This is a genomic window from Blastomonas sp. CCH9-A1 (assembly GCF_001557175.1).
GTDB classification, from domain to species: domain Bacteria; phylum Pseudomonadota; class Alphaproteobacteria; order Sphingomonadales; family Sphingomonadaceae; genus Blastomonas; species Blastomonas delafieldii_A.
In genome coordinates, this window is the sequence record NZ_LSHM01000041.1 from 51,161 (window position 1) to 65,537 (window position 14,377).

General features: G+C 64.5%; 13 protein-coding genes. 5 read left to right on the plus strand and 8 right to left on the minus strand.

What is annotated here, in order from left to right; translation table 11 throughout:
• Positions 1-30 precede the first annotated feature (30 nt).
• The 5 genes from ftsH to ptsP all read right to left on the minus strand — a co-directional run bounded on the left by ftsH (position 31) and on the right by ptsP (position 7,479).
• Positions 31-1,986 (minus strand): ATP-dependent zinc metalloprotease FtsH, encoded by a 1,956-nt coding sequence (gene ftsH / locus AX725_RS12120; RefSeq protein ID WP_060978917.1) that lies wholly within the window; start codon positions 1,984-1,986, stop codon positions 31-33.
• Positions 1,987-2,079: 93 nt separating this feature from the next.
• On the minus strand, positions 2,080-3,054 hold the full coding sequence (gene tilS, locus AX725_RS12125) for a tRNA lysidine(34) synthetase TilS (protein ID WP_060978865.1): 975 nt from the start codon (positions 3,052-3,054) through the stop codon (positions 2,080-2,082).
• Positions 3,038-4,006 carry a tetratricopeptide repeat protein gene (locus tag AX725_RS12130; protein WP_060978864.1) on the minus strand — a complete coding sequence of 323 codons (969 nt, stop codon included), beginning with the start codon at positions 4,004-4,006 and terminating at the stop codon, positions 3,038-3,040. The genes tilS and AX725_RS12130 overlap by 17 nt, the downstream gene beginning before the upstream one ends.
• A gap of 135 nt (positions 4,007-4,141) precedes the next feature.
• Positions 4,142-5,032: a helix-turn-helix domain-containing protein gene (locus tag AX725_RS12135; protein ID WP_060978863.1), complete on the minus strand. Its 891-nt coding sequence runs from the start codon at positions 5,030-5,032 to the stop codon at positions 4,142-4,144.
• Between the two features lie 164 nt (positions 5,033-5,196).
• Positions 5,197-7,479 carry a phosphoenolpyruvate--protein phosphotransferase gene (ptsP, locus tag AX725_RS12140; RefSeq protein ID WP_066115025.1) on the minus strand — a complete coding sequence of 761 codons (2,283 nt, stop codon included), beginning with the start codon at positions 7,477-7,479 and terminating at the stop codon, positions 5,197-5,199.
• Between the two features lie 134 nt (positions 7,480-7,613).
• On the opposite strand from ptsP, the gene AX725_RS12145 reads away from it, so the two are divergent.
• A complete protein-coding gene (locus tag AX725_RS12145; protein WP_231725746.1) occupies positions 7,614-8,744 on the plus strand; it encodes a DUF5694 domain-containing protein in 1,131 nt (376 codons plus the stop codon).
• 132 nt (positions 8,745-8,876) lie between these two features.
• Here AX725_RS12145 and AX725_RS20575 read toward each other — a convergent pair whose 3' ends face one another.
• Positions 8,877-9,035: a YdcH family protein gene (locus AX725_RS20575; protein WP_023838338.1), complete on the minus strand. Its 159-nt coding sequence runs from the start codon at positions 9,033-9,035 to the stop codon at positions 8,877-8,879.
• 206 nt (positions 9,036-9,241) lie between these two features.
• Between AX725_RS20575 and AX725_RS12150 the strand changes: the two genes are divergently transcribed.
• From AX725_RS12150 to AX725_RS12165, 4 genes are all read left to right on the plus strand, one after another.
• Positions 9,242-9,439 (plus strand): YdcH family protein, encoded by a 198-nt coding sequence (locus AX725_RS12150; protein WP_060978861.1) that lies wholly within the window; start codon positions 9,242-9,244, stop codon positions 9,437-9,439.
• 113 nt (positions 9,440-9,552) lie between these two features.
• Positions 9,553-10,032 (plus strand): DUF1465 family protein, encoded by a 480-nt coding sequence (locus tag AX725_RS12155; RefSeq protein WP_060978860.1) that lies wholly within the window; start codon positions 9,553-9,555, stop codon positions 10,030-10,032.
• Between the two features lie 106 nt (positions 10,033-10,138).
• Complete coding sequence (locus tag AX725_RS12160; protein WP_060978859.1) at positions 10,139-11,245, plus strand: phosphotransferase family protein; 1,107 nt, start codon at positions 10,139-10,141, stop codon at positions 11,243-11,245.
• Complete coding sequence (locus AX725_RS12165) at positions 11,239-12,339, plus strand: Rv3169 family protein (RefSeq protein WP_060978858.1); 1,101 nt, start codon at positions 11,239-11,241, stop codon at positions 12,337-12,339. The genes AX725_RS12160 and AX725_RS12165 overlap by 7 nt, the downstream gene beginning before the upstream one ends.
• 3 nt (positions 12,340-12,342) lie before the next feature.
• Here AX725_RS12165 and AX725_RS21530 read toward each other — a convergent pair whose 3' ends face one another.
• Together AX725_RS21530 and msrC are read right to left on the minus strand one after the other, a co-directional pair.
• On the minus strand, positions 12,343-13,686 hold the full coding sequence (locus AX725_RS21530; protein WP_066115028.1) for an RcnB family protein: 1,344 nt from the start codon (positions 13,684-13,686) through the stop codon (positions 12,343-12,345).
• Positions 13,687-13,879: 193 nt separating this feature from the next.
• Entirely contained in the window at positions 13,880-14,362 is a 483-nt protein-coding gene (gene msrC / locus AX725_RS12175) for a free L-methionine (R)-S-oxide reductase MsrC (RefSeq protein WP_060978856.1), read from the minus strand.
• Positions 14,363-14,377: the final 15 nt, after the last annotated feature.

Below are 14,377 nucleotides of genomic sequence, written 5' to 3' on the forward strand. Positions count from 1 at the left end.
GTCGGCCTTGCCCGACCCGCTCGGGCTCGATCAGGCGCCCTGCGGCTTGGGATCGTGGAACGGCCCCTTGCGCTTGCCTGCGCGGGGGATGACCGCACCGATACCCGGCGCGACATCGGGCTTGGCCTTGCTGCCATCGGGCCGGTCGAGCTTGCCGCTGTCGAGCAGTTCCTTGATCTCGTCGCCGCTCAGCGTCTCGTACTCGAGCAGAGCCTGGGCCAGCGTATGGAGCTGGTCGACATGGTCGCTCAGCACCTGCTTGGCGCGGTCATAGCCCTGATCGACGACCTTGCGGATTTCCGCATCGATCTTGCGAGCAGTCTCGTCCGACATCATCAGCCGCTGAGACTGACCATAGCCGAGATAGCCTTCCGACTGCTCTTCATACTGCAGAGGACCGAGTTCATCCGACATGCCCCATTTGGTGACCATGTCGCGCGCCAGCTTGGTCGCATACTGGATGTCGCCACTCGCGCCCGAAGAGACCTTGTCATAGCCAAAGATCACTTCCTCGGCGACGCGGCCGCCCATCGAGACAGCGAGGTTCGCATACATCTTGTCGCGATGATAGCTGTACACGTCGCGCTCGGGCAGACGCATGACCATGCCCAGCGCGCGACCGCGCGGGATGATGGTCGCCTTGTGGATCGGATCGGATGCGGGCTCGTGCACCGCGACGATCGCGTGGCCTGCCTCGTGATAGGCGGTCATGCGCTTTTCGTCCTCGGTCATCACCATGGACTTGCGCTCGGCACCCATCATGACCTTGTCCTTGGCAGCTTCGAACTCGCTCATCGCGACCAGGCGCTTGCCACGCCGCGCAGCCAGCAGCGCAGCCTCATTGACCAAATTCGCAAGGTCCGCGCCCGAAAAACCGGGCGTACCGCGCGCGATGACGCGCGCGTTGACATCGGGTGCCAGCGGCACCTTCTTCATGTGCACCTGCAGAATCTTCTCGCGGCCCTCGATATCGGGCACCGGCACAACGACCTGGCGGTCGAAGCGGCCTGGGCGCAGCAGCGCAGGGTCGAGCACATCGGGACGGTTGGTCGCCGCGATGATGATGATGCCCTCATTGGCCTCGAAACCGTCCATCTCGACCAGCAACTGGTTCAGCGTCTGCTCGCGCTCGTCGTTCGAATTGCCGAGGCCCGATCCGCGATGGCGGCCCACGGCGTCGATTTCGTCGATGAACACGATGCATGGCGCGTTCTTCTTGGCCTGTTCGAACATGTCGCGCACGCGGCTGGCGCCGACGCCGACGAACATTTCGACAAAGTCCGAGCCCGAAATAGTGAAGAAGGGAACGCCTGCCTCACCCGCGATCGCGCGTGCGAGCAGCGTCTTGCCGGTACCGGGCGAGCCGACCAGCAGCGCACCCTTGGGAATCTGTCCGCCGAGCCGCGCAAACTTGCTGGGATCGCGCAGGAACTCGACGATTTCCTGCAGTTCCTCGCGAGCTTCGTCGATACCGGCCACATCGGCAAAGGTGACCTTGCCGGCCTTTTCGGTGAGCAGCTTGGCCTTGGATTTGCCAAAGCCCATCGCGCCGCTCGCCCCGCCGCCCTTCTGCACCTGGCGCAGGACGAAAAACGCGATGGCGATGATCAGGATGAAGGGAAGCGACTGGAACAGGATCGCGACCAGCAGGCTGGGCTGTTCGATCGCCTTGCCGCTATAGTCGACGCCCTTTTCCTCGAGCAGCGGGATCAGCGTCGGGTCGTTCTCGACGCGAACTGCAGAGAAGGCCTCGTCGTTGACATAGGTGCCGGTCACGCGATCGGACGAGATCACGACATTCTTGACCTGACCATCGGCCACGCGGTCGCGGAAAGTCGAATAGCTGATCGAACTGCCGCGATCGGCCGAGCCGCGCGTATCGATGAGCGACACGACCACGAGCAGGCCGATGATGACCCCTGCCCAGATGAGCATGTTCTTCATCCAGCCGTTCTGGTTCGAACCGGGATCCTGATCGTCGTTCATCTCAAAGCCTTTGCAGCCATAAACCATGATCAAGATAGGCTGCTAATCCTGAATGACAATATAATCCGCCCGCGCTTTGGCGTGCGATCGACATTATTCTGGCGCAGAACCCCCGGTCGAAGCGCTGCGTGGCGGAGCGGGGCGCAAATGCCAGCCCCGGCCATCCGCCGCGGGCCCGCACAAGACATCGCCGATCATCCCCTGCCCTCCGCCTGTCAGCGTATCGAATAGCCGGTCGAGCGCGGGTCCGCGCACGGCAATTCCCGGTTGCACGCGGTCCAGCGCGATCAGCATCAGGCGGCGCAGCAGCGCAGGCGGGAAAGCGGTCTGCACCACCCGGATTCCGTTGAAATCGCCGACAATTACGGTCTCGGCCTCGCGCGACGCAATCCAATCGAGCGCCTCGCCTGCTTCGGCCAGCGCGCCCGCCGACCGCACCGCCATCAGCGGATCTATGACGTCAAGACCCTGCAGCGCTTCGCGCATCCTGACGCGGTCGAAATCGGGATTGGCGTTGCTGGGGTCGCAGGCAAAAGGAATCGCGTGACGCTCGCAATGCGCGACCAGCTCTGTCTTGCGAAAGCCCAGCAGCGGACGCACGGTCCGGGCGTTGCGCGCGCGCACCCCGGCCAGGCCATCCACCCCGCTGCCGCGGGCAAGCCGCATCAGCATGGTTTCGAGCTGGTCGTCGGCATGGTGCGCAGTGACGATAAAGGCCGCGCCGATCGCATCGGCATGCGCAGCGAGCAATGCATAGCGCGCAGCGCGCGCCGCCGATTGCAGGCTTCCCGTTATCGGCTGGTCGGGGCGGAGTACGGCATGCGTCATGCCGGTCGAGGCGCAAAACCGCGCCACCATCTCCGCCTCATCGGCGCTTTCGGGGCGCAGACCATGATCCACGGTCGCCGCACTGACCGGTCCGAGCCAGCCGCGCCGGACCAGATCGGTCAGCGCCATGCTGTCGGGCCCGCCAGAGACGGCGAGCAGCAGATGCGCCTTGCTGTCGCCCGTCAGCGCGGTGAGCGCCGCGCTGACGCGATTCAGGTCCGCGTCACTTGCATCCGGCATTGCGGCGCCCGGCAGCGAGCCGGTCCGACAGACGCCCTGCCGCCACTTCGGGATAGACTTCGGCCAGCTCGGTAAAGGCGACACAGGCCTTGGGTTTCTCGTTGAGCTTGATCAGCGATTCGCCGAGGAAATACAGGCTTTCCGGGGCGCGATCGCCCTTGGGTTCCTTTTCGTAATTCTCGGCGAACATCTTGGCGGCAGCGCTCGGCTTGCCGTCGTCGAGATAGGCCCGGCCGAGCAGGTTGCGGGTGTAGCTCGACCGCTTGTGCTTGGGATGTTTTTCCAGCGCGAAACGCAGCTGCGCCTGCGCTTCGGGGAAGAACTTCGCCTCCCATAGGCGATAACCGTAGAGATAGGCGTCCTCGCCCGCATCGGCGCTTTGCGGCTTCTCGATCTTGGCGACGGCGGCGACGCGTTCGGCGCTCGGGGCGGCAGCGGCAGCGCTCGCCGCCGCGGGCGTGGCCGGACGCGGTGTTGCGGCACCTGCTCCCGGAGCGCCGGGAGCGGCCGTCGGTGCGGGTGCTGCGGAGGCGGCAGCAGCGGCGGCCTTGGCCTGCTCCTCAAGCTGCAGGAGCCGCTTTTCGAGCTGACCGATCTTGAAGCCATTTTCCTCGGTCTGGGCGGTCAGCCGGGTGATCTGCGTTTCCAGCGTGTCCACGCGCTGCAGCAGGTCGGTCAGCGGCGCGCTCGCCGAAACACCGCTGGGGGTCGGCGTGGCGGTCGGCGCTGCGATTTCGGGCTCGAAGAACCGGTCCGAGGCCCCCGGGAAGACCTTGCGCTGCACGGCGCGCATTTCCGATTCCAGCTTCTTGACGCGCGGTTCCAGCGGAGCGGCCTGCGCCGCAGCGGGACTGGCGGTGGCGACCAGCGCTGCCATCACCGTGCCAGCGAGCATCCGGGCAGATAGGCCGATCCGGCGCGGAATTACGGGTGATAGGCGGGCGGTCGTCATGTCAGGCTCCAGATCGAACGGATGTCAGGCACAAAAGGTCTATAGGGCGATCGCCGCTTTCGTCAAAGCCGCGCGAGCACGAATTTGGATGGCATGACGTCACTGAACGCCAGTTGACCAGAGCGCTGATGCTGCTCAGCCCTCTGTACTGGCGCTGCGGCTTTCCTGGCTGGCTGTCGCTGCCGGAACAGCCGGGCGTGCCATCAGCGCGGCAGCCGTCACGGGCACGTCCTTGACCGCAACTTCGGAGGTACCGAGCGGTGCCACCGTGCGCCCGCCCACGGTGATCTCGAATGCATCGGGGCGACCGGTCCAGACCTGAGGATTCACTGCGTCGGTCGGCACCGTATATTGCTCGCCAAGCGCCATCTGCTTCTGCATCAGCTGCTTGCCCTCGCCATCATAGAATTTGATCCAGATATTGTCCTCGGTGGCGGTGAACACGACCTCTGCCTTGGGATCGACCGCAGGCGCGGACGGCGCCGTGCCTCCAGCCTTGCGCCTGGCAGGGGCGGCATCGCTCGCCGAGGCCGCATCGGCGGCCTGGGCAAGTTCCTCGACATTCGCCGCAGGGAACAGATAGCTGCGCCAGATCCCGAACCCGGCCAGCAGGATGACCGCGCCGGTCACCGCCGCAAGCAGCGCCAGCTTTGCCGACGGGACCTTGCTCGGCTCGTCGAGATCGAACTGGGTGACCTCGCGGGTCGGCACGTGCGATGCGCCACCCAGCGCTTCGCGAATCTGCTGGGCAATCTCTTCTTCGGGAAGTTCGACCGCGCGCGCATAGGCCTTGCCGAAGCCGATCGCATAGGTCCGTCCTGGCAGCGTTTCGAACTTTCCCGCCTCCATCGCTTCGAGATGGCGCATGGGAATGCGGGTGCGCGAGGCGATGTCGTTGAGTGTCAGGCTGCGCGCCACACGGGCAGAGGCCAGCCGCTCGCCGACATGCGCGGGCGGAAACAGATCCCCGGTGGTCGCGCCATCCTCGGATGACGCACCACCTGCGTTATAGGGCGTGTCAGACACGTTTGCGCTCCCGATCCGGGTCGTCCCGGTTATCCTGTTGGCTCCATATCGGGAGAACCATGAACCAACCCCGAAGTCAACGAAATTGGCGGAATCTTAACCCATTCGGGCTTGAAAACAGTTGTAACGATCGTGTCGCAAATGGCTGACCAAAAAGGGTTGCGTCAGCCGAGCTCCACACCCTGCGCCATTGCCCAATCCTGCAGCACCTCCCGCATGTTGGTAGGCGGATAAGCCAGCATTTCTTCCATCTTGGCCGTGGCGGTCTGCAGGTCGAGCGAGCGCACCATGGCCTTGATCGGGCCGACAGCAGCTGGGGTGATCGACAGCCGGCGAATGCCGACCGCGAGAAGTGCAAGCGCTTCAAGCTGCCGCCCGCCCATCTCGCCGCAGACGGTCAGGTCGATATTATAGGGCTCGACCGCTTTGACGACCCTGCGGATGAAGCGCAGGATGGCCGGCGAAATCCAGTCATAGCGCTGCGCCAGCTTGGGATGCGCACGGTCCGCCGCGAGCAGGAACTGCGTGAGATCGTTGGTGCCGATCGAGAGGAAATCGATCTTTGGCCCCAATATGTCGAGCGTTTCGGCCAGCGCAGGCACCTCGAGCATCGCCCCGAAGCGGATGCGATCAGGCAGCAGCTTCTTGCGCCCCTTGAGAAAGGCGAGCTGATCGTCGAACACCTGGCGCGCCGCGTCGAACTCCCAGGGTTCGGCGATCATGGGGAACATGACATTGAGCGTCTTGCCGGCCGCCGCCTCGATCAGAGCGCGCGCCTGGACCTTGAGCAATCCGTCGCGCTCCAGCGCCACGCGCACCGCGCGCCAGCCCATGGCAGGATTTTCCTCGCCCGGCCCGTCCTCGCGCAGATAGGGCAGCGACTTGTCACCTCCGATATCAACCGTGCGGAACACGACCGGCTTTTCGCCCGCGGCATCGAGCACGTCACGGTACAACCGCAATTGCCGCTCGCGCTGCGGCAGGGTTGCGGACACAAGGAACTGGAATTCGGTGCGGAACAGCCCCACCCCGTCCGCACCCGTCACCGCGAGATGGGCGATATCGTCACGCAGACCCGCATTGATCAGCACGTCGACCCGCGTCCCGTCCTTGGTACGTGGCTCGACATCGCGCAGCGCGGCATAGGCGGCCTGCTTCTCGCGACTGCGCAGGAACTTGGCCTCGAACGCCTCGATCACCTGAGGCGCGGGCCGGATCAGCACCGAATTCTCGTTGGTGTCGATCAGCAGATGGTCGTCTTGCCGCACCTGGTGGAGGATGTTCCGCATCCGGCCCATCACCGGGATGCCCATCGCGCGTGCGACGATGGTGACATGCGCGGTCAGCGACCCCTCTTCCAGGATCACGCCCTTCAGCCGCCGACGGTCATATTCGAGCAATTCGGCCGGGCCCAGATTGCGCGCGATCAGGATGGTGTCCTGGCGCAACCCCATCTGCGCCGCCGTGCCGATCTGGCCCGAGACGATGCGCAGCAGCCGGTTGGAGAGGTCCTCCAGATCGTGCATCCGGTCGGCGAGCAGCGGGTCGTCGATCTGCCGCATCCGCATCCGGGTACGCTGCTGAACGCGCTCGATCGCGGCCTCGGCGGTCAGGCCGCTGTCGATCGCCTCGTTGATCCGCCGCGACCACCCTTCGTCATAGGCGAACATCTTGTAGGTCTCGAGCACCTCGTCATGCTCGCCGCCTTTGCCGAACTCGGCCTGGCTCGCCATCTTGTCGATCTGCTCGCGCATCTTGATAAAGGCGGAATAGACGCGCTGGCGCTCGGCCTCGACATCCTCGGCGACGACATGTTCGATAGTGATGCGTGGCTGGTGGAAGACCGCCTTGCCGCTGGCGAGCCCCGCGACGAGCGGGAAGCCCATTTCACGCTGCGAATGGGTGAGCTCGGCGCCCCCATCGAGCGCTGCCTGCGCATCGACCAGCCCGGCATTGGCGATCAGTTCGGACAGCACCATCGCCACGGTCTGCATCGCCTCGATCTCGACCTCGAGATAGCGGCGCGGCTCGACATGCTGGATGCACAGCACGCCCACGGCCCGCTCCATCCGCACGATCGGCACACCCGCGAAACTGTGGAACTTTTCCTCGCCGGTTTCGGGGCGATACTGGAAGTCCGGATGGGCGGTCGCCTCGGCAAGGTTCAGCGTCTCGACATTCTTTGCGATTGTGCCCGTCAGCCCCTGGCCGAGCGCCAGCTTGGTGACGTGCACCGCTTCCTGGTTCAGACCGCGTGTCGCGAACAGCTCGAGCACGCCTTCGCGCAACAGATAGATCGAGCACACCTCGCTGTTGAGCGAATCCCCGATGATGTCGACCACTTGATTGAGCTTGGCCTGCGCGTTGGTGCGCGCGGCCATGACATCGTGAAGCCGGGTGAGAATGTTGCGGGCGGCGAGCGTGGCGTTGATCTGGGCTTCGGACATGCAAGGGGGTCTAGCACGCAGCGCGACGGCGCGCCATCCGGGCTTCCATCCGATTTGGGGGATGATTTGACGATGGACAGCGCGATTGGTGCAGTGTAGCAACACGGCAATACACAGCATTTCCGGGGGACATCTTGCCTTTTGCATTGCCATTCATTGCCGGCCTTGCACGGGCCGTGCCGATCGTCGCCGCGATGGGCCTGGCCGCGGCGCCGCTTGCCGCGCAGGATTATCGCCCGAGCTTCCGCCCTCATGAGCTCAAAGGGCCGCCGCAGGGCGCACCCAACGAGGTTCTCGTGCTCGGCACGCCGCATCTTTCCGGGTTGCCCGAGCAATACACGGCTGCTGCGCTCAACGCATTGCTCGCTCCCGTGCTTGATCGCCTCGCAGCATGGAAACCCATGGCGATCGCGACCGAAAACCTGTCAGGCCTGCAATGCGACAGCCTGCGCCGCTACCCGCAGCGCTATGCCGAGACGGTGAAGATCTATTGCTTCGACCCGGCAGCCGCTGCCGCAGCAACCGGGCTGGATGTGCCCGCTGCCAATGCCGAGGCTGAGCGGCTGCTGGCGGACTGGCCGGCCGCGCCAACGCCGGGCCAGCGGCGCCATCTTGCGGCGGTCTTTCTCGCGGCGGGAGAGCCGGGTTCGGCGGTCGTCCAGTGGCTGCGCCTGCCTCCCGAAGAACGCAAGGCGGGCGACGGGCTGACCGAGCCGCTGGCGCAATGGATCGAAAATCGGCTCACGCGAAAGGACGAGACCTGCCAGATCGCTGCTGCGCTGGCGGCAAGGCTTGGGCTGGAGCGGCTATGGAGCGTGGATGACCATTCGGCCGATACCCCGGGCCCCAACGACCCGGCGGAAAACAAGGCCTTCGAACAGGCGATTACCACAGCCTGGGACAATCCGGCCTCCAAGACTCGTCAGGACATGAGCACCGCGCTCGAAGCCAGGCTGGACCAGCCCGACGGTCTGCTGAATCTCTACCGCGCCTATAACGCTCCCGACGGCCCGATGCTGGTCTATCGGTCGGATTTCGGGGCCGCGCTGGCCGAACCCTCGCCGCAGGGCTTCGGCCGCCAGTATCTGGGCTATTGGGAAACGCGCAACCTGCGCATGGTCGCGAACATGCGCGATGTGTTGGGCCGCTATCCGGGCGCGCGGATGCTCACCGTGGTGGGCTTGTCCCACAAGGGCTATTACGAAGCCTATCTCGACCAGATGCACGATGTCCGACTGGTCGATCCGCTAAGCGTCCTGCGCTAGCGCGGATAGCGGGAGCCACCGTCGCCCGACGCGCGCTCTGCCCCCGGTCCATCAGGACCTTGCAGGCGCGCCGGGCGGTTTTGCGGACGTCAGGCCCCCCGGCCGACATCCGCGGTGATCAGATCAGCCTGGTCAATGCAGGCTGATTTCCTCCTTGATACGCAGTTTCTGCTTCTTGAGTTTGGCGATCAGCGCAGTGTCGGGTGCCGGCCTGCGCTCCTCGTCGTGGATCATCCGTTCGATACCAGCATGCTTGGCCTTGAGGGCTTCGGTATGGCTGTCGTTCAGCATGTATGTCTCCTTCGACTCGTTGCCTTCTCATCGTGGGCTGACAATCTAAACATAAAATTTCCGACCTGTCTTTGCGGTTATGCACAGGCGCGCTTGCATTGCGGCGAAACATTCCATAACCGCGATAACCGGCAGGCCTCGCGCCTGCGCTATGGCGATTCTGCGCCGTTTTCGGCGGCGGGCTGTGGTGGGGAAAGGGCGCGCGCGTGACAGAGGAAGAAGTCCGGCAGAAGCTGGCCTCATTGCGCATCGAACATCGCGATCTCGATCATGCCATCGTTGCGCTGAGCAACGGCGGCACTCCTGACATGCTGCAGCTTGCCCGGCTGAAGAAGCGCAAGCTGATGCTGCGCGACCAGATCGCCATGCTCGAAGACTATCTCATCCCCGACATCATTGCCTGAACCGGTTCACGCGCGACGAGGCGATTGTTCCGAGTTGACACACGAAGGTGTAACCGTGCGTTAACCAAGTCTTTGATCTGTGCATGTCCTTGCAGATTTGGCAGACAAGCCAAATGGAAAGCGTTCAATCCCCCTTCACGGCCAAGCTGGTCGAGTCGCTCTATGTCGAAGCGATGGTGCTCGCCGACGAGGCCCGCTCCTATTTCGAGCTCACCGTCGAACAGCAGGGCGTCGCCGATCAGGACGAAATCCGCATCGACATGTCGTGCGAGTCGCTGCGCGTGACCACGCGGCTGATGCATTCGATCGCGTGGCTGCTCAACCAGAAGGCGTTTTTCGCGGGCGAGCTTTCCGAGCACCAACTGCGCAGCCGCAGCCGCTCGCTGGGCAAATGCAGCAGCAGCGACCCGTTTGTCGTTGCCCGGCTCCCCGCCGAAGCGCAGCGGCTGGTCTATGAGACCCAGCACCTTCTCGATCGCCTGGTGCGACTGGAACGATCGCTCGAAGCCGATCGGCTCGGGTTTGCAGAGATCCAGGCAATGCACCCGATGGTGCACCAGATGCAGGCCCGGCTGGCGAGCGAACTCGCCTGACACCCCCCTGCACGCTCCCCCGTATTTGACGGATTGCAATTCGCCCTCGCTTGTTTAATCGTACGATTAAACAGACGCCGGACGCGATCCGGTGGAAAGGAGAGCGATGCCGGGATTTCCCACGCGAGCGGAAGAAATCAGCCGCGAGTGGCTGCAGGCCACGCTCGATGCGAGCGATGCGCTGCACGGCGCGCAAATCACCTCGATCGATATTGCGCCGATCGGCACCGGTCAGGTCGGCGATACCGTGCGCATCACTCTGGGCTATGATCGCCCTGCCCCGCACGCGCCGACATCCATTGCCGCAAAGCTGCCGTCGCGCGATGCCACCAGCCGCGCAACGGCAGCGCATTTCCGGCTCTATCTGCGTGAGGTCAATTTCTACGCGTGCGTCGCCCCGCACATCCCGATGCGGGTGCCAAGGGTCTATGCCGCGCTGATCGACGAGGCGGGATGCGATTTCATCCTGCTGTTCGAGGATCTCGGCCCCGCCCGGGTGGGCAACCAGCTCCATTCGTGCACGCTGGCGGAGGCCGAGGCAGCGGTGCGCGAGGCGGCCTTGCTCCACGCGTCCACCGATGGCCTGCCGCTGCTCGACGAGGACTGGCTGTTGCCTGACCTTGCGGCGCGCGACTGGATCATCTCCGCCTATCCCGGGGCCCAGGCCATTTTTCGCGAGCGCTATGCCGGACAGATCGAGCCCGAATATCTCGATATCTGCGAACAGCTGGCCACGCATTGCGCCGCGTGGTTCCATTTCACGCCATCGACGCGCTGCATCACCCATGGCGACTATCGGCTCGACAACATGCTGTTCGACATCCGCGGGGGTGCCGAGCCGCTGGCGGTGGTCGACTGGCAGACCTGCGTCACCGGCGGCGGGACCAGCGATCTCGGCTACTTTCTCGGAACCGGCATCGGCAGCGAGTTGCGACATGCGCATGAGACGCAGTTGATCGACCTGTATTGCGCCGAGATGACCCGGCTGGGCGTGCCGCGCCACCGCGCCCAGATCTGGGACGAATATCGCATCGGCGCGCTGTCGGGCCTTTCTACTGCGGTATTCAGTGCCGCCTTTGTCGAACGCACAGAGCGCGGCGACGCCAATTTCCTTTCCATGGCGCGCGGCGCGTGCAGCCTCGCGCTCGATCATGACAGCATCGGCGCCTTGCTGCGTTGGGCAGAAAACCATTCGGAGGCAAGCACATGCTGACCAAAGGTGATGATTTTCCTCTGCACCAGACGGCCGAGCCGATTGCCTATTCGGGAACCGACCGCAATTTCTACGACCGCTATTTCTTCAACGGCTATAACCCCGATGGCAGCGGATTTTTCGCGCTAGCGTTCGGCGTCTACCCGCATCTTGACATAGCAGATGCTAGTTTTTCCTGTATTCGCAACGGTATGCAGCACAATCTTCATGCTTCGCGCGAACTTGGCATGGAGCGGATGGACCTGGAGGTCGGCCCGATCCGGATCGAGGTGATCGAACCGCTCCGTGTGCTGCGCGTGCATGTCGATGGCGAAGGCATCAAGGCGGAACTGACCTTTACCGGTCGCGCCTTCCCGATCGAGGAGCCGCGCTTCACCTTTCGCAACGGCCCGCGCACCTTCATGGATTATACCCGGATGACGCAGAACGGCCATTATGCCGGCTGGATCGAGGTCGATGGCGAGCGGATCGCGCTCGCATCGGAGTGCAGCGGCACCCGCGATCGCAGTTGGGGGGTGCGGCCAGTGGGCGCCGCCGACATGCAACCGCATTCGGCCAGCCGCCAACCGTGCTTCTTCTGGCAATGGACGCCAGTCAATCTGGAGCGACGCAGCCTGTTCTTCCATGTGAACGCGCATCGCAGCGGCACGCCGTGGAACACCCGTGCGGCGATCGCACCCGATGGCGCGGCGCATGACGGCTTTGTCGAGACCCCCGCTGCGCGCATGACGACCCGTCATCATCCCGGCACCCGATGGCCGGCGGGCGGCGAGCTCAGCATCGATACCGATAGTGGGCCGCTCATGGTGACGTTCGAGCCGGTGCAGCGCTTCCAGATGCGCGGCCTTGGCTATACCTGCCCGCGCTGGGGCCATGGCCTCCATCATGGCGCGCTCGCGGTGGAGCGCGAGGATTTCGACCTCGCCGCGCTCGATCCGCTCGCCCCCGACATGGGCAATCTGCACGTGCAAATCCTCTGCCGCGTCACCACCAGCGACGGCGAGCGCGGCATGGGAACGTTCGAGCAGCTGGTGCTCGGCCCCTATGATCCCTGGGGACTGACCGGCTATGTCGACACGCCGGTCAGCAGCTGAGCCTCACTTGCGATAGACGCGCACGTTCTTGCTGCGGTGATGTACCACCGGAGCAGGGTGCGCGGGCGCCTCTTCGGTCACGACCACGGTCTCGTTGCAGTTGCAGCTGCCCGGGGTGATCGTGACCGTGGTGACGATCGGCGGCGGGTAATAGTAATAATAGCCCGGAGGCGGCGGCGGATAGCCACCCGGCTGGCCCGGTGCGACCGGCTGCTGCGCCAGCAGGCGCTTGCAGCGTTCGCGGTCCTCGGCCTTGTCGATCAGCATACCGGCGAGCGCGCCGACACCTGCGCCGATCAGGGTGCCTCCGGTACGATTGCCGCGCCCGGCTATGCGGTTACCCGCCAGACCGCCAAGCCCCGCGCCGATCGCAGCGCCGCCTACACCGTTGTCGCGCCGACAGATTTCCAGGAATGTCCTGTCATCGAGCTGCGCATAGCCGGTAGCGGCAGGCGGCGCATAAGCAGGGAGGCCCGGAGGTGGCGGCGGTGGCGCGTAGCGCACGGCATTGCCCCCGGCAGCTTCGGCCGCGAGCAGCCGCTTGCAGCGCTCGCGATCTTCGGCCTTGTCGATCACCATCCCTGCGATCGCACCGACGCCCGCGCCGATCAATGTGCCGCCCGTGCTATCACCGCGCCCGGCGATGCGATTGCCTGCCAGGCCGCCCACGGCAGCCCCGGCTGCTGCACCGCCCAGGCCATTGTCGCGGCGGCATGCCTCCAGAAACGCAGGCTCGTCCACCGGCGCATAGGCAGGTGGCGGTGGCGGCGGCTGGTCGGGATCGAAGTCGACACCGGCCGGTTCTTCCGAACTGCGCACCCAGTGCGTACCCTGAACGACGTCATCATTGCCCAGCAACAGGCTCTGATCGTAATTATAAGGGTCGTAATCGGGCGAATAGACCTGGCTTGTCACGGTCGTGGCTGCGGCACCCGGTGCCTGCTGCCAGTTGACGCCCTGCACGCTGTCATAAACCCGGCCGTTGCGATCGGTCAGCACCGCATCGTCATAATAGCGCGACCAACCGAAACCCTGGGCTGGGCGCGGCAGCCGGTAGCCCTGCCAGTTGGCGATATAATAGGTCGGCGCGATCCAGACTCGCGGCAGGATGAAGCCGCGGAACGGACGGACATAGGCCGGAGCGCCGACTGGAAACCGCGTGCCAAAGCCGGGGCGAACCACGGTCGCGCCATTGAGCGCGCTGGCCAGCCCCAGATCGACGTGGCTGGCGGCCGGTTTTTTCAGCGGCGATTCGGCGGCGTGGGCGCTGCTCGCGATGGCGCTCGCAGCCATCAGGCTGGCGGCAAGGACGGCATGACGCATCGAAGCAAAGACGCGGCTCTTCATGGTTAACTCCCCTTGGGCAAACACCAGGCGATCCAGCTCGGCAATGCGCAATATGGCGCGTTCCGGCAAAGAATTGTTAAGCCTTTGTTAGCATTTGCTTGCCGAGCGCACCATCGCGCGAATGTAAAACCGGCGCGCCGCCCTGTCCCTGTTTCAATAAGGGGCAGACCGGGATGTCAGGGTTAAGCGCGGATCAGATGCGCCCTGCCAGGCTACGGGCCAGCCGCTCGATCCCGGCCTGATCGTCGGCGTCAAACCGCCCAATCCGGGGGCTGTCGAGATCAATGACATGCGTGACCTTGCCCTCATGGAACACGGGCACGACCAGCTCCGATTGGCTCGCGGCATCGCAGGCGATATGGCCGGGAAACGCGTGGACATCCTTGACCAGCTGCGTTTCTCCACTGGCCGCGGCGGTGCCGCACACCCCGCTGGCCAGCGCGATGCGGATGCACGCAGGCTTGCCGACGAACGGGCCCAGCACCAGCTCGCCTTCGACCATGCGATAGAAGCCCGCCCAGTTGAGATCAGGCAGGAACTGCCAGATCAGCGCCGCGACATTGGCCATGTTCGCCACCCCGTCGGGCTCGCCATCGACCAGTGCCATGGCGGCAGAATGCAGGTCGTCATAAAGCTGCGCCTTGGGAGCGTTGGGATCAATATCGAATGCATACATGTTGTTAGGTCCAGT

What these genes read in the sequence shown, in the direction of transcription:
- AX725_RS12165 (WP_060978858.1), top strand. Translation starts at nt 11,239, where the DNA reads ATGCTGACCAAAGGTGATGATTTTCCTCTGCACCAGACGGCCGAGCCG.
- AX725_RS12130 (WP_060978864.1), bottom strand. Translation starts at nt 4,006, where the DNA reads ATGACGACCGCCCGCCTATCACCCGTAATTCCGCGCCGGATCGGCCTA.
- msrC (WP_060978856.1), bottom strand. Translation starts at nt 14,362, where the DNA reads ATGTATGCATTCGATATTGATCCCAACGCTCCCAAGGCGCAGCTTTAT.
- ptsP (WP_066115025.1), bottom strand. Translation starts at nt 7,479, where the DNA reads ATGTCCGAAGCCCAGATCAACGCCACGCTCGCCGCCCGCAACATTCTC.
- AX725_RS12155 (WP_060978860.1), top strand. Translation starts at nt 9,553, where the DNA reads ATGGAAAGCGTTCAATCCCCCTTCACGGCCAAGCTGGTCGAGTCGCTC.
- AX725_RS12160 (WP_060978859.1), top strand. Translation starts at nt 10,139, where the DNA reads ATGCCGGGATTTCCCACGCGAGCGGAAGAAATCAGCCGCGAGTGGCTG.
- AX725_RS21530 (WP_066115028.1), bottom strand. Translation starts at nt 13,686, where the DNA reads ATGAAGAGCCGCGTCTTTGCTTCGATGCGTCATGCCGTCCTTGCCGCC.
- ftsH (WP_060978917.1), bottom strand. Translation starts at nt 1,986, where the DNA reads ATGAACGACGATCAGGATCCCGGTTCGAACCAGAACGGCTGGATGAAG.
- AX725_RS20575 (WP_023838338.1), bottom strand. Translation starts at nt 9,035, where the DNA reads ATGCTGAACGACAGCCATACCGAAGCCCTCAAGGCCAAGCATGCTGGT.
- tilS (WP_060978865.1), bottom strand. Translation starts at nt 3,054, where the DNA reads ATGCCGGATGCAAGTGACGCGGACCTGAATCGCGTCAGCGCGGCGCTC.